The sequence below is a fragment of the Pseudorhodobacter wandonensis genome, assembly GCF_001202035.1.
GTDB lineage: Bacteria > Pseudomonadota > Alphaproteobacteria > Rhodobacterales > Rhodobacteraceae > Pseudorhodobacter > Pseudorhodobacter wandonensis.
Genome location: NZ_LGHT01000031.1, coordinates 184,077 through 202,473, shown reverse-complemented (window position 1 = coordinate 202,473; position 18,397 = coordinate 184,077). Strand labels below are relative to the sequence as shown.

Annotated in this window: 17 protein-coding genes; 8 read left to right on the top strand and 9 right to left on the bottom strand. The window is 60.0% G+C overall.

The annotated features are described in order from the left end of the window. Window positions 1-3: 3 nt before the first annotated feature. The 4 genes from argH to AKU79_RS09560 all read right to left on the bottom strand — a co-directional run bounded on the left by argH (window position 4) and on the right by AKU79_RS09560 (window position 4,574). On the bottom strand, window positions 4-1,491 hold the full coding sequence (gene argH, locus AKU79_RS09575; RefSeq protein WP_050523356.1) for an argininosuccinate lyase: 1,488 nt from the start codon (window positions 1,489-1,491) through the stop codon (window positions 4-6). Then, window positions 1,488-2,324, bottom strand: a complete 837-nt coding sequence (locus AKU79_RS09570) for a carbohydrate ABC transporter permease (RefSeq protein WP_050523507.1) — start codon at window positions 2,322-2,324, stop codon at window positions 1,488-1,490. The genes argH and AKU79_RS09570 overlap by 4 nt, the downstream gene beginning before the upstream one ends. Before the next feature lie 29 nt (window positions 2,325-2,353). Beyond that, window positions 2,354-3,250, bottom strand: a complete 897-nt coding sequence (locus AKU79_RS09565; RefSeq protein ID WP_050523355.1) for a carbohydrate ABC transporter permease — start codon at window positions 3,248-3,250, stop codon at window positions 2,354-2,356. A 67-nt stretch (window positions 3,251-3,317) separates the two neighbouring features. Next, window positions 3,318-4,574, bottom strand: a complete 1,257-nt coding sequence (locus AKU79_RS09560) for an extracellular solute-binding protein (protein ID WP_050523354.1) — start codon at window positions 4,572-4,574, stop codon at window positions 3,318-3,320. 156 nt (window positions 4,575-4,730) lie between these two features. On the opposite strand from AKU79_RS09560, the gene AKU79_RS09555 reads away from it, so the two are divergent. From AKU79_RS09555 to AKU79_RS09545, 3 genes are read left to right on the top strand one after another with little or no spacing between them, the layout of a single operon-like run. After that, window positions 4,731-5,951 carry an ROK family transcriptional regulator gene (locus AKU79_RS09555; protein WP_050523353.1) on the top strand — a complete coding sequence of 407 codons (1,221 nt, stop codon included), beginning with the start codon at window positions 4,731-4,733 and terminating at the stop codon, window positions 5,949-5,951. Continuing rightward, window positions 5,942-8,293 carry a PIG-L family deacetylase gene (locus AKU79_RS09550; RefSeq protein ID WP_050523352.1) on the top strand — a complete coding sequence of 784 codons (2,352 nt, stop codon included), beginning with the start codon at window positions 5,942-5,944 and terminating at the stop codon, window positions 8,291-8,293. Before AKU79_RS09555 ends, AKU79_RS09550 begins: the two co-directional genes overlap by 10 nt. Continuing rightward, window positions 8,294-9,193: a DMT family transporter gene (locus AKU79_RS09545; RefSeq protein ID WP_050523351.1), complete on the top strand. Its 900-nt coding sequence runs from the start codon at window positions 8,294-8,296 to the stop codon at window positions 9,191-9,193. It begins immediately after the preceding gene. Window positions 9,194-9,282: 89 nt separating this feature from the next. Here AKU79_RS09545 and AKU79_RS09540 read toward each other — a convergent pair whose 3' ends face one another. From AKU79_RS09540 to AKU79_RS09530, 3 genes are read right to left on the bottom strand one after another with little or no spacing between them, the layout of a single operon-like run. Beyond that, a complete protein-coding gene (locus tag AKU79_RS09540) occupies window positions 9,283-10,317 on the bottom strand; it encodes an ABC transporter substrate-binding protein (protein WP_050523350.1) in 1,035 nt (344 codons plus the stop codon). Further along, window positions 10,287-11,666: a sensor histidine kinase gene (locus AKU79_RS09535; protein ID WP_050523349.1), complete on the bottom strand. Its 1,380-nt coding sequence runs from the start codon at window positions 11,664-11,666 to the stop codon at window positions 10,287-10,289. Before AKU79_RS09535 ends, AKU79_RS09540 begins: the two co-directional genes overlap by 31 nt. Further along, window positions 11,663-12,328 carry a response regulator transcription factor gene (locus AKU79_RS09530; RefSeq protein ID WP_050523348.1) on the bottom strand — a complete coding sequence of 222 codons (666 nt, stop codon included), beginning with the start codon at window positions 12,326-12,328 and terminating at the stop codon, window positions 11,663-11,665. Before AKU79_RS09530 ends, AKU79_RS09535 begins: the two co-directional genes overlap by 4 nt. A gap of 121 nt (window positions 12,329-12,449) precedes the next feature. On the opposite strand from AKU79_RS09530, the gene AKU79_RS09525 reads away from it, so the two are divergent. The 5 genes from AKU79_RS09525 (at window position 12,450) to AKU79_RS09505 (ending at window position 17,101) form a co-directional block, all read left to right on the top strand. Beyond that, complete coding sequence (locus AKU79_RS09525; RefSeq protein WP_050523347.1) at window positions 12,450-13,418, top strand: Bug family tripartite tricarboxylate transporter substrate binding protein; 969 nt, start codon at window positions 12,450-12,452, stop codon at window positions 13,416-13,418. Beyond that, complete coding sequence (locus tag AKU79_RS09520) at window positions 13,418-13,858, top strand: tripartite tricarboxylate transporter TctB family protein (protein WP_050523346.1); 441 nt, start codon at window positions 13,418-13,420, stop codon at window positions 13,856-13,858. The genes AKU79_RS09525 and AKU79_RS09520 overlap by 1 nt, the downstream gene beginning before the upstream one ends. A 74-nt stretch (window positions 13,859-13,932) precedes the next feature. Beyond that, window positions 13,933-15,447, top strand: coding sequence for a tripartite tricarboxylate transporter permease (locus tag AKU79_RS09515; protein WP_050523345.1), 1,515 nt, complete (start codon window positions 13,933-13,935; stop codon window positions 15,445-15,447). Then, the gene (locus AKU79_RS09510; protein WP_050523344.1) at window positions 15,447-16,805 is read left to right on the top strand and encodes an acyclic terpene utilization AtuA family protein; all 1,359 of its coding nucleotides are present in this window, start codon (window positions 15,447-15,449) and stop codon (window positions 16,803-16,805) included. The genes AKU79_RS09515 and AKU79_RS09510 overlap by 1 nt, the downstream gene beginning before the upstream one ends. Then, the gene (locus AKU79_RS09505; protein WP_050523343.1) at window positions 16,802-17,101 is read left to right on the top strand and encodes a DUF4387 family protein; all 300 of its coding nucleotides are present in this window, start codon (window positions 16,802-16,804) and stop codon (window positions 17,099-17,101) included. The genes AKU79_RS09510 and AKU79_RS09505 overlap by 4 nt, the downstream gene beginning before the upstream one ends. 111 nt (window positions 17,102-17,212) lie before the next feature. Here the strand turns inward: AKU79_RS09505 and AKU79_RS09500 are convergent, their stop codons facing one another. Together AKU79_RS09500 and trxC are read right to left on the bottom strand one after the other, a co-directional pair. Then, window positions 17,213-17,836 carry a flavin reductase family protein gene (locus tag AKU79_RS09500; RefSeq protein WP_050523342.1) on the bottom strand — a complete coding sequence of 208 codons (624 nt, stop codon included), beginning with the start codon at window positions 17,834-17,836 and terminating at the stop codon, window positions 17,213-17,215. 61 nt (window positions 17,837-17,897) lie between these two features. Then, on the bottom strand, window positions 17,898-18,347 hold the full coding sequence (gene trxC / locus AKU79_RS09495) for a thioredoxin TrxC (protein ID WP_050523341.1): 450 nt from the start codon (window positions 18,345-18,347) through the stop codon (window positions 17,898-17,900). Window positions 18,348-18,397: the final 50 nt, after the last annotated feature.

Sequence of the window (18,397 nt, the reverse complement as noted above, 5' to 3'; positions counted from 1 at the left end):
ATCTTACTCCACCAACAATGCGTTAAACGCGGTTTCTAGCATCTTGGCCGCGCGCGCAGCGCGTTCTGTGCGCAGCTGATTCACCTCGCCGCATTCGTCAAGCTGATAGGTATAATGCCGCAATGCGTCGTCCATCGGCGCAGGGGCCGGCCCCCCGAAACGGTCGCGCTGTGCGACAAAGTTCTTGGCACTGACCGCCACAGCAAAGCCCGCCGGATCAAGGGCAGGTTTGCGGCCTGTCTCGGCAATAAAGGCTTGTTGAAACGCTGCAAACCCATCGGCAAGCGGCACCGCGCGGGCAATCACATCTTGCGCGGTTTTCGCAGCAATCTCATGCGCTTGGCGAAAACTCAGCCCCTCGCCCCGGACCAAACTATCGGCAAGTTCGGTCACGGTTACACAGGCCGCATCCATATTGGCGGCCACACGGTCGGCGTTTATCGAACAGGCCGGAATAAGCGCATTCAGCAGCGCCAGCACGCGGGCAGCACTGTCAAACGCGGCATAGCCTGCTGCCTGCACCTCGCCCTCGCTATCATTCATATCGGTAAAGGGCGTGTTATGCATGGTGTTCACCACAGCATCGCAGCGCCCCACCGTCATACTGGCCAAATGGCGCAAATGTTCGATCGGCACGGGATTGCGCTTTTGCGGCATGATTGATGAAATTTGCACCATCGCGTTGGGCACATAAAGCTGCCCCACCTCAAACGCCGACCAGAACTGCATGTCCTGGATCACCCGCCCGAGGTGCAAGAACATCAGCTTCATCGCCGAATACAGGCCGGTCACATAATCGACCCCCGCAATACAGCCATAAGAATTGCGCAAAGGCTCGGCAAAACCCAGCAGCTCGGCCACGCGGTGCCGGTTGATCGGAAAGCCCGAGGTGGTGATCGCCGCCGCACCCATCGGGCAATGGTCAAGCGCACCACGCGCATCGCAAAGCCGCTCGCCATCCCGGATCAGCACCTCGATCGCCGCAGCAAGGTAATGCCCGTAAGTCGTGGGTTGGGCTGGCTGGCCATGGGTATAGGCCACGATCAGCGTGTCCCGTTCGCGCCGCGCCGTTTTTATCAAGTCCCGGCTCAGCACCATAGCCTGCGCCAACAGCGCATCGGTTTTGCCGCGCAGCACCAGCTTGAACACTGTATGGTCCATATCATTACGCGACCGGGCCGTGTGCAATGCCCCCGCCACATCCGGGCCAAGACGGCGTTTCAGCTCGGCCTCGACAAGGAAAAAATAATCCTCATATTCGCCGGTATAGCGCAGCTTGGTAAGGTCAATCTCGGCATCAATCTCGTTCAGCGCCTGCGCGATTTTGCGCGCCACATCGCGGGACAAAATGCCTTCTTCAGCAAGCATGACCAGATGCGCGCGGTTTATCGCCCGCACGGGTGCCGCATAGTGCAGCTTTGCCGCATCGAACAGCGGTTCCAACACAGTGTCACGATAGGTCGGATCAGGGAATTTACTGTTATCTTTCATCCTTTTAACCCCGCCATGGCCACACCACGAATGATATAGCGCTGGAACAGCAAGAACACGATCAACGTCGGAATCGTGGCCAATGCCGCCCCTGTCATAATCAATTCCCATTCCACGGCTTGCTCGACGCTAAAGGTCGTCAGGCCCACCGGAAGGGTATATAGGTCTTGGGAATTGGTCACGATAAGCGGCCACAAAAACGCGGTCCAATTGCCCAGAAACACAAAAATCGCAAGGGCCGACAGTGCCGGCGTCACCAGCGGCAAGGCCACCGACCACCAGATCTGAAATTCGTTCAGCCCGTCAATCCGCGCGGCCTCAAGGAAGTCATCCGGCACGGTTTCAAAAAATTGCTTCATCAAAAACGTACCAAAGGCCGTCATCACACCCGGAAACATGATGCCCCAATAGCTATCCAGCCAGCCAAAGGTTTTGGACATCAGATACCACGGAATCACCAGCATTTCGGTTGGAATCATCAGCGTTGACAGAATGGCGATGAACACGAATGTCCGCCCGCGAAACTGAAACTTGCACAGCGCATAGCCGACCAGCGCATCAAAAAACACTGCCGAAATCGTGGTCAGCGTGGCAATCAGGAACGAGTTGCCGAACCAGCGCAAAAACCGCCCGTCCGACAGCACATAGGTATAATTCTCAAACGTCGGCTCCTTTGGGATGATGTTCAAGTCATACATTTCAAACGGATATTTGATACTGGCCGACAGCATGTAGATGATCGGCATCACCATCACAATCGCGCCCATCGCCAGCAGCGTCCAGCGCAGCACGGCCCAAGGATCGCGCGGGCCTTTTGCAACCCGCGCCTGCATCAGGCTGTTGGCGCTTGCTTTGACCTCGCTCATGGCTTTTCCTTTAACACGCGCAGTTGAACCAAGCTAACCACTAGCAAAATACCAAATAAAACAACCGTTTGCGCGGCTGCATACCCCATATCAAAGCTGGAAAACGCGGTTTGGTAAATCATCAAAACCAGCGGCTTGGTGCTATCCAATGGCCCGCCGGGGTTATTGGTGGTCATGTTGAACACCTGATCGAAAATCCGCAGAAAACCGATGCTAGAAAACACGACCAGAAACACAATCGTCGGCTTTAGCAGTGGCAATGTAATCTCGGACATAATCGTCCAGCTTGATACCCCGTCAATCCGCGCCGCCTCATAGTAACTGGTGGGGATCGCCCGCAATCCGGCCATGAAGATGATGATCTGAAAGCCAAGGCCCGCCCAGATTGCCGGCAGCAAAATCGATGGCAGCGCATTGGTGGTCGAGTTCAGAAAATCCACCTGCGCAAAGCCCATCGATGCCAGAAAGTTGTTAAACAACCCAATCGGCACCGGTTGGTAAAACCAGCGCCAAACCCAAGCCATCGCCACAGTTGACGTAAGGAATGGCAAGAAATACAGCGCCCGCAGCGTGCCATGCAGCAACCGCGTCTTGTCCAACTGATAGGCAATCAAAAAGCTCAGAACCAAGGAAATCGGCGTACCAAGGATCAAGTACACAAAGGTATTGCGAAACGCCTTCCAGAACACCGGGTCGTGCCACAGCTTGACATAGTTATCAAACCCCACCCATTCGCGCGGGCCAAGCAGGTTCCAGCTTTGAAAGCTCAGGATGATCGCGTTCAGCGTCGGATAAAACCGGATCACGCAGTAAAAAACGATGGGCAGGGCCAAAAAGCCCCAAGCCCAGACCACCTGTTTCTGACGGATGGAAAGATTGCGATACACTGCCATTTGCCCCAACCCTGTATTCTGCCCCGGAAAAAGCGGCCCGGCGAACCGGGCCGCAAGTCAGGGAGGGTTACTTTTTGTAATAGCTGTCCAGAATGGCTTGCTCGGCCTTGGCCGCTGCCGCAAGCGCATCTGCCGCCGATTGCCCTTCTAGCGACATCCGGCTAACCGCATCCACCAGCACTTGGCGCTGACCGGATTCGTCTGCGAATACAGTCGTTTGCGCATAGCCAAGCCCCGCCACGAACGGCCCGAATACCGGGTCGGCAAGGTTTTTCTCGGTCATCGCGGCTGATGGCTTTGCAGGCAATTCACCAACCGTATCCAGCCAGATCTGCATCGCCTCGTCACTGGTGATATATTCCATGAACTTCACCGAGGCCTCGTATTTTTCATCCTTGGCCTTGCTCGTAATCGCGTTCACCCAATAGCTGGCATAGTTTGATTTGGTCCCGTCCGGCCCCGCCGGCAATTCGGCCACCGCCCAATCAAGGCCCCGCGTATCCTTTAGCGCGCCAATACGGAAGGAACCGTCGATATGCATCGCTGCACGGCCCGCTTTGAACGCGGCTTGCGGCTCGTCCATAAAGGTCGATTTGGTTACGCCATACTTGCCTTCCAGGTCGGCATAAAACTGCAAGGCCTTAACGCCGGCCTCGGTGTTATAGGTCACAGTCTTGTTGTCATCCGAATAGGGCACGCCACCGAACTGCCGCAGCAGAACCTCGCGCCACCAATGGTGGTCTTGGGCGGTCATGCCGCTGGTCAGGCCTTCGGCGGTGATATTGCCTGCACCATCCTTGGTCGTCATCTTTTCGGCCATTGCGACCAGCTCGTCCAGATTGGCCGGCGCCTTATCATAGCCTGCCTCTTTGAACATGCGCGTATTGTAAAACAGCGCCAAAGACCGAACCGCTGTCGGCAAAGCCATATAATTGCCGTCGATTTTCATCGCACGGACCATCGGGAAAAACTCGGCCTCGATCTTGTCAGCCGGAAAGTTGGACGCAGGCAGCGGCTGGATCAGATCAGCCTGCACATAGTCATTCAACCAACCATAAAACAGTTGCACCACATCCGGCCCTTCGCCCGCCGGAATGGCGGCTGCCACCTTGGTGCGGTAATCGGCATAGGGAAATGTGCTTTGCTTGACCGTAATATCGGGGTTTGCCTTTTGGAAATTATCGATCAGCACATCCATCGCCTTGATGCGGGCGTCAAAGATGTACTGCCAATACTCAATCTCGACCGCCTGCGCAGGGGCGGCCGCAATCAACGCGGAAAGGCTGGTCGCCGCCGCCATCGTAAATGCCTTGAATGCTTTCATTCGTCATCACTCCCATGTTGTCCGCACTTGCGGCGGTTCTTGTGGCTCGAATCCCCCCCTTTTCGGTCGGGTGGGTCACGCAACTGAAACCAAGTGTTGACGGCTTCGTGACAAAGATCAATATTTTATTCAAATGTTTTGAGTTAAGGTTGCAGAGTGTCGTTCCAACCCCAGCAAATCGCCGGCAATAACGCCGAAAAGACCAAAGCGCATAATCGCCGCGTGGTTTTGGGCTATTTGCAAACCCGCGCGGCGGGGCGGGCCGAGATTGCCAAAGCTGCAGGTCTATCGACCCAAACCGTGTCAAACCTGATGGCCGAACTTGAAACCGAGGGCCTTGTGCTGCGCACAGGTCGCAGGGCGGCGGCACGCGGCCAGCCGCCGGTCGTCTATGCCTTTAACCCCGCAGGGGCCGCCGCTTTGGGGTTTGAGGTGCGGCCAGATATGCTGACGATGGTGCTGACCGACCTTGGTGGAACGGCACTGGCCAGCGAGCACCATCGCCTTGCCCAAACCGACCCCGATTTTGTCTTGGCGCAAATGGCAAGGCTGGCGCAAAAGGCCATCGCGCGCAGCCCCATTGCCCGCATTTTGGGCGCAGGGCTGGTGATCCCCGGCCCCTTTGGCCTCGAAGGGCTGAGTACCGATGATGCGACCGCCTTGCCGGGATGGGATCCGGCCACCCTGCCCGCGCGGGCTGAACTCTTGTTGGGCCTGCCCGTGCATATCGACAAAGACGCCACCGCCGCCGCTTTGGCCGAAGGCATGTCGGGTGCCGCTCAAGGTCTGCCGACCTATGCTTTTCTCTATTTCGGTTCGGGACTTGGCCTTGGCATCGTGGCCCAAGGCCACCCCCTGCGCGGCGCGTTCGGCAATGCGGGTGAGGTCGGGCATGTGATAATCCACCCCAACGGCCGTGCTTGCGGCTGCGGCAATGCGGGCTGTCTGGAACAATATGTCAGCCGCCTGTCAGTCCAGCGCCATCTTGTCGCCAAGGGCCACCTTGCCCCCGATACCTCTGGCACCGATGCAACCCTGCTGCGCCTGCTGGATACGCAAAACCCGGATCTGATCGAATGGCTCGACACCGCAGCCGAGGCGCTGTCACGTGCCATCGGAATGCTCGAAAACCTGTTTGACCCGCAATCCACCGTGCTGGGCGGTGCCTTGCCCGATGCGCTGATTGACGCGTTGATCGCCCGGCTGGCCTTGCCCACAGGTTCGGTTGCCCGCCGTTCCGACCGTACGGCCCCACGTGTCCAGCGCGGCACCTCGGGCCGATTTACCGCAGCCCTAGGCGCAGCCGCCCTTGTCATCCACAGCACTGTCACCCCGCGCCTTGATGCCCACAGATTGGAATCGCCGCCATGCCCATGACTGACGCCGCCCGTATCCGCCTCCAGACCGCCCAGCCTGCGGGCCTGATGCTGTGGCGCGCACTGCAACCTTTGCGCGGCTTGGTGCGCTTCATGAATTCGGGCGCCCATCCCGATGATGAACATTCCAGCATGCTGGCCGCGCTGACCTACCGTGACGGGCTGTCGGTTTCCTACGTCTGCTCGACCCGCGGCGAAGGCGGCCAGAACGATATAGGGCGCGAGGCAGGCGCTGCCCTTGGCACCCTGCGCATGGCCGAAATGCACGCCGCCGCCGATGTACTGGGCCTGTCGATGTATTGGATGTCAGACACACCCGACGACCCGATCACCGATTTCGGCTTTTCCAAATCCGGTGTGGAAACGCTGGGCAAATGGGGCCACGCCCATACCCTGCGCATGCTGGTGCAGGCCATCCGGGCCGAGCGCCCCGACATCCTCTGCCCCACATTTCTTGATATTCCCGGCCAGCACGGCCACCACCGCGCCATGACCCAAGCCGCGCATGAGGCAATGGATGCCGCCGCCGATCCCGATTTCGATGCAAAGGGCACCCCGTGGCAAGTGGCCAAGCTGTACCTGCCTGCGTGGTCTGGCGCAGGCGATGCCTATGACGACGATCTGCCCCCGCCCCCCGCCACTGTCCATATTCCGGGTGCAGGCCATGAACCCCCGTCCGGCTGGACATGGGCCGAGATCGGCCAACAATCCCGCGCCTTTCACGCCACCCAAGGCATGGGCCGCTGGACCGGCGGCGTTGTGCCAAAAGGCTGGCCGCTGCATTTGGTGCGCAGCACCGTTGGCCCCGACCGCGCAGGCGACAAGGCCAAAATTACCGACAACCTACCCAACTCTTATGCCGATCTGTTGCCCGGCAATGCCCGCGCCGCCGATCTGGACACGCAGCTTGCTGCCTGTGTGGCAGCTTATCCCGATGCCGCGGCCGTGCTGCACCATGCATTCCTTGCCATCGCCCATGCCCGCGCCGCCCGCGCCCAATGCGTTGAACGCGGGCAGGATTACGCACTCCACCGCTTTGACCGCAGCATCGCGCAACTGTCGCGCGTGGCCTACCTCGCCTGCGGGTGCCGCCTAACGGCTCGGCTGGATACAGACCTTGCCGAACCGGGCCAGACCATCGGCGCCAGCCTGTCGCTGATAACCCCGGATCACCTGTGCAAAACCCGCGCCGCATGGCACCTGCCAAAGGGCTGGCACAGCACGGATGACAGCATCACCCTGCCCAACTCCGCCCTGCCCTTTGACCCCTTTCCCATGGTCCACCACGCCCACGCCCCCCAAGGCCCCGTCGCAGTGAAAATCACCCTGCGCTATGAAGGCATCGACACCAGCCTTACCGTGCCGCCAGAACAGCAACTGCTTGTTTTGCCTGCAGTAAAGGCAACCATCGACCCCGCTACGGCATTCCTGAACACCGCTGCGCCAAAACCCGTGGCCCTGCATCTGTCACATGGTGCCTCTGTGCCTGTGCCACAGGGCCTTGCCCTATCCGACACCGGCAAAGGCCTGTCCTTGACCGTGCAAGACGCAGCGCTGCTCCCCGCGCCAAACCTGCATATTCTGCCCGTCACAACAGGCGGTCAACCCGCCCAAACCGTCACCCCCATCCACCACCCGCACACCGGCCCTTTGCTCTTTGCCGCCCCCGCCACTCTGCGCCTGCGCGTGGCCGAGGTTGCCCTGCCAAAGGCCCGCATCGCCTATATCGGCGGCGGAAATGACCGCGTTGACCATTGGCTGCGCGCAATGGGCGCAGATGTAACCACCCTGCCCGACAGCGCCCTGACCGCCGCAGCCCTCGCAGAGTACGACAGCCTCGTAATCGGCATTTTCGCCCTGCGCTTTCGCCCCGCGCTGGCCGCCTTCATGCCCGCCATCCACCAATGGGTGCATCAGGGCGGCACATTGCTGACGCTCTATCACCGGCCTTGGGATAATTGGGATGCCGCCCATACCGCGCCCGCCGCGCTGGAAATCGGCAAACCCAGCCTGCGCTTCCGCGTCACGGATGAAAACGCGCATGTCACCCCCCTCATCCCCGATCACCCCCTGCTCAACACCCCCAACAAAATCACCGAGGCCGATTGGCAGGGCTGGGTCAAAGAACGCGGGCTCTATTTTGCCAAAAGCTGGGCCTCCGCCTACCAGCCGCTGCTGCAAATGAACGACCCGGATGAGGCCCCGCACCAAGGCGCTCTGCTGACGGCGCGCTTTGGCAAAGGCCAACACCACCACTGCGCCCTGATCCTGCACTTGCAGATGGAGGCACTTGTCACCGGCGCCTTTCGCCTGATGGCCAACCTTACCAATCCGGCGGCTTGAATGGCCATCATCCCGCGCCTTACGGCCCCGCACACCAACCCCGATACCGGCCCCGCCCGCAACAATCTGCGCGGCGCAGTCTGGCTGCTGACGGATATGAGCTTCAACATCTGGTCGCTGACCATTGTCAAATCGCTGGGCGTCTCGCTGCCCTCAATCCAGATCGTTCTCATTCGGGCACTGGTCGGGCTTGCCGTCCTCATCCCGTTCGTCATCTACAAAGGCGGCTTCCAGCGCCTTACCAACCCGCGCCTGCAACTCTTTCGCACGGGGCTGTCAACCATCGCCATGACGGGCAGCTTTTTCGGTGTGGCCAAACTACCCTTTGCCATGTTCACCACTGTCAACTTCACACGACCTTTGCTGATGATGACCCTCGCCGCGCTGATCTTGCGCGAACGCATCCTGCCCAAACAATGGCTTGCCGGCGGCATCGGCCTGATCGGCGTTGTTATTGCTGTCGATCCGAACAGCCTCAGCGCCGCCTATGCCACCGGTCTCGCGGCCCTCTTTGCCTCGGTCTTTGCCGGTACCGGCGCCGTCATCATCCTGCGCCGCATGCGGCATGAGGACCCTTTGGCCCAAATGGTCTGGCAAACCGCAGGCCTTGCCGTCGTGGCCGCCCTTCCCGCCGCGTTTTACTGGCAAGCCCCCGGCAGCCATTGGCCCATCCTGCTCTCGGTCGGCATCTTCTCGCAAACCGCACAGTTTTGCTTCATGCGCGCCCATTACTGGGCCGAGGCCGGCGTGATCGCGCCTTTGGGCTATGCCTCGCTGATCCTTTCGGTTTCGGTCGGCTACTTCATGTTCAATGAAATCCCGACAACCGGCATCTATATCGGTGCCGCCCTCATCATCAGTGCCGCACTGATCGCTGGCCAAAAACGCAAACACCGCTAACCCGCTTTCTTTTCGGCAAAAATATCCCGAGGGGTGAATGGCCCCTCAGGGCCAGAGGGGGGCCGCGCCCCCCTGCTACCGCCTCCGCCTCAGGGCTGGGTCATCGCCGCATCCCATTCGCCCAAAAAGTTCCGCCGCTTGATCTGGTCCAGATAGACCAACAAGCCGGGGTCCAGACGGATGGGCCGCAAATGCGGTGCAAGCGCGGTCTGGTCCAAAGGCGGCAATTCCGCCACCCCGTCAATCAACGCCCGTCCCTGCACGCCCAACATGAAATCCAGCAATGCCCCCCCCAGTTCCGGCCGCGCCGCCCCCACCGGCACAAAGGCGGTGCGCAGCAGCGCAACCGTAAAATCCTCAGGCTCGATCACCACAATATCGGGCAATTCACCCTCTGCACCATCGGGCAGTCGCGTTTGCGCGTAACTGCCCACCACATTATAGGCCAGCGCCAGATCACCGTTCTCCAACCCTTTGATCATATCGCCCGAACAGCAATAGAGCCGCGCATTCAACCGCCCCATTACCTCGGCCAGCCGCCAAAACGCATCCGTCTGCCGCGCGTCCTGGGTAGCAAACAAATAACCCGCCCCCGAAACATGCGGGTCATAGGTCGCAATCCTCCCGTTGAACCGTTCTGGGTTGGCGCGCAGCAAATCAATCAGATCACGCCGACTGCGCGGCATCTCTAGCCCGCGCAACGCGCGGCGCGACGCCAACATCACCACCGGCTCTAACGCAAAGCCGAACAGGCGGTCACGCCAACGCGCCCAGCCCGGCAAACCCAGCACGGCATCTGAGGCATACCCAGCCGCAAACCCGTCATTTGCCAGCTTCATCTGCAAATCCATCGCCGAGGAAATCACCAGATCAAACGCCGCCCCCTCGTCATGCACCGCGCGGTACACTTCCTGGCTTGACGCCACAACATAGCGCAACCGCAGCGCAGGGTTTTGCGCCAAAAACGCCTCGATCAACGGCGCGAAAATCTCGGTATCGGTGGTTGAAAGCACGGCAATCTCGGCCCCCGAACCGGTACCAAAGACGCGCTGATCTTCAACCTCGAACGCCTGCGCCGCACAGGCATACAGGCCTAGCAAGCCGGCAAGAATAAGCTGGCGCATGTGCCCCCCGTCTCTCTTTGCGTCAACTCGAACCGCCCGCCCAGCGCTGCAGCCACCTCGGTCACAATCGTCAACCCAAGCCCCGACCCTACCACATCGCCCACATTCTGCCCACGCGTAAACCGGCCCGTCAGCCGCGCCACCGGCACGCCTTGCAAGCCGCGCCCTTGGTCCAACACTTGCACCACCGCCATGCCCACAGCACGCGACAGCACAATCCGCACCTCGGTTTCGGCCTCGGAATACTTGATCGCATTGTCCACCAGATTGCGCAAAGCGCTTTCCACCAGCAACGGATCGCCCGTGGTCAACAGCGGCGCCTCGCCTTCCACCACCAGATCCAGCTCTTTCAACTCGGCCGTGGGTTCAAATGCCCGCGCCACATTCTGCGCAACGGTCGCCAAATCCACCTCGACGCTTTCCAGCTGATCCGAGCGGTACAGCACCATCGCATGGTCCAGCAACTGGCTGGCCGAACGCGCGCTCGTCTCAACCCCGCGGATCATCGAGCGCAACCGCACCCGCGTGCCTTCATCATTCGATTGGCGCAGCGCAATTTCGGCCTCGGTCCGCACGGTAGAAAGCGGGGTGCGGATATGATGCGCCGCCTCGGCAATAAAGGTTTCAGTCTGCGACAACGCCCCCCGCAACCGCGCGACAAACCCGTTCAACGCCCCGATCAGCGGCGCCAACTCGCGCGGTGCAGGGTGGCGCACAGGCCGCAAATCGCGCGGGCCACGCCGCCCCACTGCCTCGGCCAAGCGGTTGATCGGGTTGAAAACCGATCCCGCCGACAGCAGCGACAAGGGCACCGCCAGCAAGAAAAACCCCAATCCCACCAGCGCCGCACGGTTGGCCAGACTATCGGCAATCGCCGCCTGCCCCAGCCGCGTTTGCCCCACCATAACCAGCACAGGCACCGGCCCCTTGCCCACAATCATACTGCGGGCCACCACGGCAATCCGCAGTTCGGTATCAAGATAGGGCGCTGTGTAGAACGCCGCAGCCAGTGACGCAGGCTGCACCTCGGGCAACGGCAAATCATCATAGCCGGTGACCGTTTTCCCACCAATATCAATGCGGTAAAACAAACGGTCCTGCCCGATCGCCCCCAGCATCGAAAACGTCGCATAGGCCAGATCAACCTCGATGCCGTCCTCGGTCGCACGCAGCTGCTCGGCGATAGAGGTCGTCGCCGCCCCCAAAATCGCATCCTGCGTTGCTTCGGCGGCGCGGTCGGCTGTGGTGCGCACGGTGAAATACAGCAGCACCGCCAGCGCCGCCGCCACCACCAAAAGCTGCACCACCAGCTTGGCACGCAGACTGCCATTGGGCAAAAACGCCCTCATCCTGTTGTCAACTTATAGCCCAGCCCGCGCACCGTCTCTATCCGCGCCGCCGAACCTGCCAGCTTCTTGCGCAAACGACCTACATAAACCTCAATCGCGTTGTCGCTGACGCTTTCGGCATAGGAAAACAGGCGGTCGCACAGCTGGTCCTTGCTGAAAATCCGGTCGGGGGCCGCCAGCAACACCTCAAACAACCGCAGCTCGCGGTTACGCAAATCGCGGGACTCACCGTTGATAGTCACAGTCGCGGTCAAAGGGTTAAATGACAAGTCGGCATAGATTCGCACCGTCTGCGCCGCGCCCCCCCTGCGGCGCAAAACCGCCCGCACCCGCGCCTCCAGCTCGGCAAAATCAAACGGCTTGGTAATATAATCATCCGCCCCGCTATCCAGCACGTCCACGCGGTCAGACACCGCCGCGCGGGCGGTCATCACGATTACCGGTGTGTCATGGCCCGCCCGCCGCTGCGCCTGCAAAAACCGCCGCCCGTCGCCATCTGGCAGCATAATATCCAGCAATATCAGGTCATAAGTCGCCGCGTTCAGACAATCCTGCGCCTCGGCCAAACTGGCGGCCCAATCTACCCCGTGCCCGTCCAATGCCAACAAATCGCGCACCGGCTGCGCCAGTTCGGCGCTATCCTCGACCAATAAAAATCGCACGTTTCTTATGTCTCCCCCAACCCATGACAGGTTAGTGTCAGCTTCAACGGGAATCGTCTGGCATGCAAGAGGGTCAGCGCAAGCCGGACCCCAGCGCATATTAACGTCTGGGAGGACAATAATGAAAATGACTATGTTCAAAGTGCTGGGCACCAGCGCTCTGCTTTCCGCCATGTCTGTAGGTTCGGCCTTTGCGACTGAATGCATCGCACCCGCAAACCCCGGCGGCGGCTGGGATTTCACCTGCCGTCAGATCGCCAACATCATGTATGAAGTCAAAGCCATCGACGCACCGATGCAAGTGACCAACATGGCAGGCGGCGGCGGCGGTGTGGCGTTTTCGGCCGTTGTGGCAGATCACAACACCGATCCTGACGTGATCGTTGCAGCCTCTTCGGCAACCACCACCCGTCTGGCGCAAAACGCCTATGCCGGCATGACCGCCGATCAGGTGCGTTTCGTTGGCGCAATCGGTGCTGATCCGGGCGTGATCGTTGTGGCCAAGGACAGCCCGTTCCAAAACCTTGGCGACATGGTTGCCGCGATCAAGGCTGATCCGGCCTCGGTTGCCTTTGCAGGCGGTTCGGCTGTGGGCGGTTTTGACCACATGAAACCACTGCAAATCATGAAAGCTGCTGGTTTCAACGACATCACCAAAATCAAATATATTGGTGTTGACGGTGGCGCAGATGCGATCACCCAAACCGTTGGCGGCTTTACCCAAGCGATGACCGGCGACATGTCGGAAATCGTCGGCTTCATCAAATCTGGCGACGTGCGCGTTCTGGCCGTTCTAACCGAAGAGCGTGTTCCCGGCTTTGAAGACATCCCGACCGCACGCGAGCAAGGCTTTGACGTGGTTGCTGTAAACTGGCGCGGCGTCTATGTGCCCAAAGGCATCTCGGATGACCAGTTCAACACCTGGGCGACCCGCCTGAAAGCTGTGGCTGACAGCGAGCAGTGGAAAACCGCGATGGCCGAAAACGGCCTTGCGCCTTTCACCAAAGTTGGTGCCGACTTCCAGACCTGGGTTGATGGCGTGATTGCCGATACCGTTACCCTGTCCAAGGAAATCGGGGTTATCCAATAATGCGCGGAGACCGGATTTTTGGTCTGGTCATGATGATTGTGGCGCTGGGGTATATCCTCAGCGCCACGACCATTCGCACCAGCTTTATGTCAGACCCGGTTGGCCCGCGGATCTTTCCCTACCTGATCGGTGGCGTGACCATGCTGTGCGCGTTCGCGATGATGCTAAAGCCCGACCCGGATGTCGAATGGCCGATTGGCAAGACATTGCTGAACCTCGGCATCGCGCTGGTTGCGATGTTTGCCTATGCGATGCTGGTCAAACCCTTGGGCTTTATCCTGCCCACGATCATCGTTTCGGGCATCCTCAGCTATCAAATCAACCCCAAGCCGCAACTGGCCGTGGCAACCGGCCTTGGCCTTGGCGTCGGGCTTTATGTGATGTTCAAATTCATCCTTGGCCTCAGCCTCAAAGGATTGCCGCCTGCCTTGATGGGCTAGCGCATTCTGCGTCCGTTTGACCGCGAACCAAGACATATAGAGGCCGTATCGCCTCTAGCATTAAGGATTTCCTCATGGATCTGCTGAACAATCTCGCGCTTGGGTTTTCCATCGCATTGTCGCCTTATACCCTCGTATTGGCCGTCATCGGCTGCTTTGTCGGCACCATCATCGGCGCTTTGCCGGGGCTTGGGCCATCCAACGGCGTGGCCTTGCTTATCCCCATCTCGTTTTCCATGGGATTTGATGCGATCTCCGCATTGGTCCTGCTCACCTCGGTTTACTACGGCGCAATGTATGGCGGGCGGATTTCCTCGATCCTGCTGAACATTCCGGGCGATGAACCGGCGATGATGACCACGCTTGATGGCTACCCGATGGCCAAACAGGGCAAGGCTGGCGATGCGCTGGTTGTGTCTGGCGTCGCCTCATTCGTCGGCGCGTTTCTGGCCACGGTCGGCCTGATGCTGATGGCCCCTTGGCTGGCCCGCGTGGCGTTCAAATTCGGCCCTGCCGAGTATTTCGCGCTTTACATGCTGGCCTTTTGCACCCTTGGCGGTGTGGGGTCAAACAATCAGGCCAAATCGGCCATGGCCGCCTGTATCGGCCTTGGTATCGCGATGATCGGGCTGGATAAAACCACCAACATGCAGCGCTTTACCTTTGGCAACCTGCACCTGTTTGACGGTATCGATTTCCTTGTCGCCATCGTCGGGTTGTTCGCTGTATCCGAGGTGTTCCACTTTATCGAAACCCACGGCAAAAACAGCGCCATCGGCGTGAAACTGGGCAAAGTGCTGATCCCGTGGAAGATGCTGAACGACACCAAAGGCGCCATGCTGCGCGGCTCTGGCATCGGGTTTCTGGCAGGCATCCTGCCGGGTGCGGGCGCGTCCCTAGGCTCGTTCCTTGCCTATATGGGCGAAAAATCGATCTCGAATGACAAGGCAAGCTTTGGCAAAGGCAACCCGCGCGGTGTCGCCGCGCCTGAGGCCGGCAATAACGCTGCCGCCGGCGGCGCGCTGATCCCAATGCTGACCCTTGGCGTACCCGGTTCCGGCACCACCGCCGTTCTGCTGGCACTGCTGCTGACGCTGAACATCACCCCCGGCCCGCTGCTGTTTACCGAACGGCCTGATGTGGTCTGGTCGCTGATCGCCGCACTTCTGATTGCCAACGTCATGTTGCTGATCATGAACGTGCCGATGGTCAAGGTGTTCGTCAAAATCCTCTCGGTGCCGTCCTACATCCTGCTGCCGGGCGTCACGATGATCGCCTTTGTCGGCATCTACTCGCTGACCGGTTCCAGCTTTGACATGATGCTGATGGTCGGCTTTGGTGTGCTTGGCTATGTCTGCCGCAAGATCGACATTCCAACCGTTCCAATCATCCTCGGCATCCTCTTGGGCAACGCGATGGAGGATAACCTGCGCCGCGCGATGATCCTGTCGGATGGCGACTGGACCTACCTCTTTTCGTCACCCATCGCGATCGGGTTCTGGATTGCAGCGGTTCTGGGCTTCCTCGCCCCGATCTTCCTGCGCCAATTCGTGAAAAAGCCCCCTCTCCCAACTACGGACGAAGATTAATGCCAACGCGCGTACTCATCCCTTCCGGCGTGCTCTGCCTCGGCTTTGACCGCGCCGCCTTGGCCCGCGGTGTGGCTGCCAAGCCAGACCTGATCGCAATCGACGGGGGGTCCACTGACAGTGGGCCCTTCTCTCTCGGCGCGGGGCAATCAAAATACGCGCGTTCCGTCACCAAATCGGAATGGCGCGAACTGATGCTGGCACGCGCCGAGGCTGGCGTACCACTGGTCATCGGCACAGCAGGCACCTGCGGCGCCGATGCCTGCGTCGACTGGATGTTCGACATCACCCAGGAAATCGCCACCGAGCTGAGCCAATCCCTGCGCGTCGCCCGCCTCTATTCGGGCCAACCCGCCGCCCGTATTACCGACGCCCTTGCAGCGGGCCGCATAAGGCCCCTGACACCCGCACCCGAAATCAGCGCCGAAACCTTGGCGCAAATGACCAATATCGTCGCCCTTGCCGGCGCCGAGCAAATCCAGGCCGCACTGAACACCGGTGCCGACATCGTCATCGCCGGCCGCACTACGGATACCGCAATCATCGCAGCCTTGCCCCTGATGCGCGGCGATCATGCGGGGGCGGCTTGGCACGGTGCCAAAGTGGCCGAATGCGGGGCGCTGTGTTCCACCAACCCGACCTCGGGCGTCATCCTCGTCGATTTCGATAGCGAAGGCTTCACCGTCGAACCCCTTGCCACGGGTGCCACCTGCACGCCGCACTCCGTTTCCGCCCATATGCTTTATGAAAACTCTGACCCGTTTATCCTGTATGAGCCGGGCGGCCATCTGGACGTGACGCAAACCAAATACACCGCACTTGATGCCACACGCACCCGCGCGACAGGCTCAAAATGGGTGCCGGGTCAATACACAGTCAAACTCGAAGGCGCCCGCGCCGCAGGCTTTCAAACAACTCTCATCGCCGTGCTGCGCGACGCCCATTACGTCGCCAACGCACAGGCTTGGGCCGATAAACTGCACGGTTTCCTGACCGCCCTCATCGCCAAGCGCATGGGGCTTGATGCGGCCAGCTACGCGCTTGATTTTCGCCTGATCGGCGTCAACGCAGCCCTCGGCGCAATGGAAAACCGCAGCGGTGATCCGGTTGAGGTTGGCGTGCTGCTGATCATCACCGCCGAGACCCAGGCGCTTGCGTCTGAAATTGGCAAACTCGCCAACCCGCATATGCTGCATTACCCGCTCACGGAAAACGAAGAACTCCCGACCTTCGCCTTTCCCTATTCGCCCGCCCAATCCGACCGCGGCGCGCTCTATGAATTCGCCCTAAACCATGTGCTGGAACTGGACGACCCGATGTCCGCCTTCCGCCTATTGGTCTCCGAGGTAAACCCATGACCAAAGTCGCCGACATCGCCCTGAAAGTCCGATCCAAGAACGCTGGCCCGTTCTGGGTCACCATCGATGTGTTCTGTGGCAGCACGCAGGCCTATGACCAGCTGCGCAATGCCTTGAAAACAGACGCAATCGCTGCCCTCTATCACCAGCCCACGCAACTGCTAAAGCGTTTCGACATCCCCGACCTGAACGTGATCAAATTCTCGTTCCCACGCCCCGTTACCCAGGGCCACCGCACCGACCGCGACATGCACGGCGCACAATGGTCAACCCTACTGGCCGAGCTTGCAATCTAGTCCACGCTTTCTGTTCGGCGAAAATATCCTAACCGGCGCATTTTTTTCAAAAAAAAATCGCCTTTGGCGAATGGGCCTACAGGCAAACAGGGGGCAACGCCCCCTGCCCCCTTACCCCCCAGACCCGGCCTTGGGCCGCTCCAGCTGAAACAGGTCGGTGCTGCGCGCATACCATCCCGCGCCATGCATCCGCCCGATCAGCCCCAGCGCCGGCGTATCGATATACCCGCGCTCAGCGTCCAGAACCACTGCATCGGCGATATGCGCGGCCACCACACGGCCAATCACAACCGTCTGCATTGGCCCTGTCACAACCGATGACAGCATCTCGCATTCAAAGGCCACAGGGGCCGCCGCGATCCGGGGCGGCTTTACATGCAGCGACGCCGCCGCCTCCAACCCCGCCAGCCCCAATTCGCTGACTTCAGGCCCGACGGCTGCACTGGTCGCATTCATCGCCTCGGCCAGCGCTTCGGGCACAAGGTTCACGACAAACTCGCCCGTATCCAGAATATTGCGCGCAGAATCTTTCCACCCCCGCACACCATCCTTAACCAACCCGACAGCCACCGTCGGCGGTGTATGCCCCATCGCATTGAAAAAGCTGAACGGGGCCGCATTGACCACACCATTCAAACCCAGCGTCGAAATCCACGCAATCGGTCGCGGTGTGATGGTCGAGGTCAGCAGCTTATAGCCAATCTCGGGCGTGATTTTATCAAACTCAAACAGCATTCGGGGCAATCCTTTCCGGAACTCGCCCCGATACTAACCGCAATCAAACCTTGCGCCAGCCCTAACCCGCCCGCGCAGGCACCTTGCTTTCCACAAAGGCTACAATATCCGCCGCAGGCCGCGCGCCCGGCAACCGCGCCACCTCGCGCCCCTTATGGTACAGGATCAACAACGGAATCCCTTGAATCCGCAGCTTTTCCGACACTTTCGGGTGATCTTGTGTGTTGATCTTGGCAAAGCGCGCGCGCCCTTCCAAGGCTTTGGCCGCCTTGGCAAATTCTGGCGCCATCATCCGGCACGGGCCACACCACGGCGCCCAGTAATCGACGATCAGCGGCAGCTCATCGCCGCGCGTGGCCTTGTCATGCGCCGCCACGTCCAGCTCGGCCACTTTGCCCGTGACCAAAGGATCACCACAAGACCCGCATTTCGCCCCATCCGCCAGCTTGGCCACCGGCACACGGTTCATCTGCCCACAAGTGGTGCAACACAGTTTTACAGCATCCGCCATAGCAACCCCCAAACATTCCAGTTGCAGAATATATGAGCCCGCCCAAACCG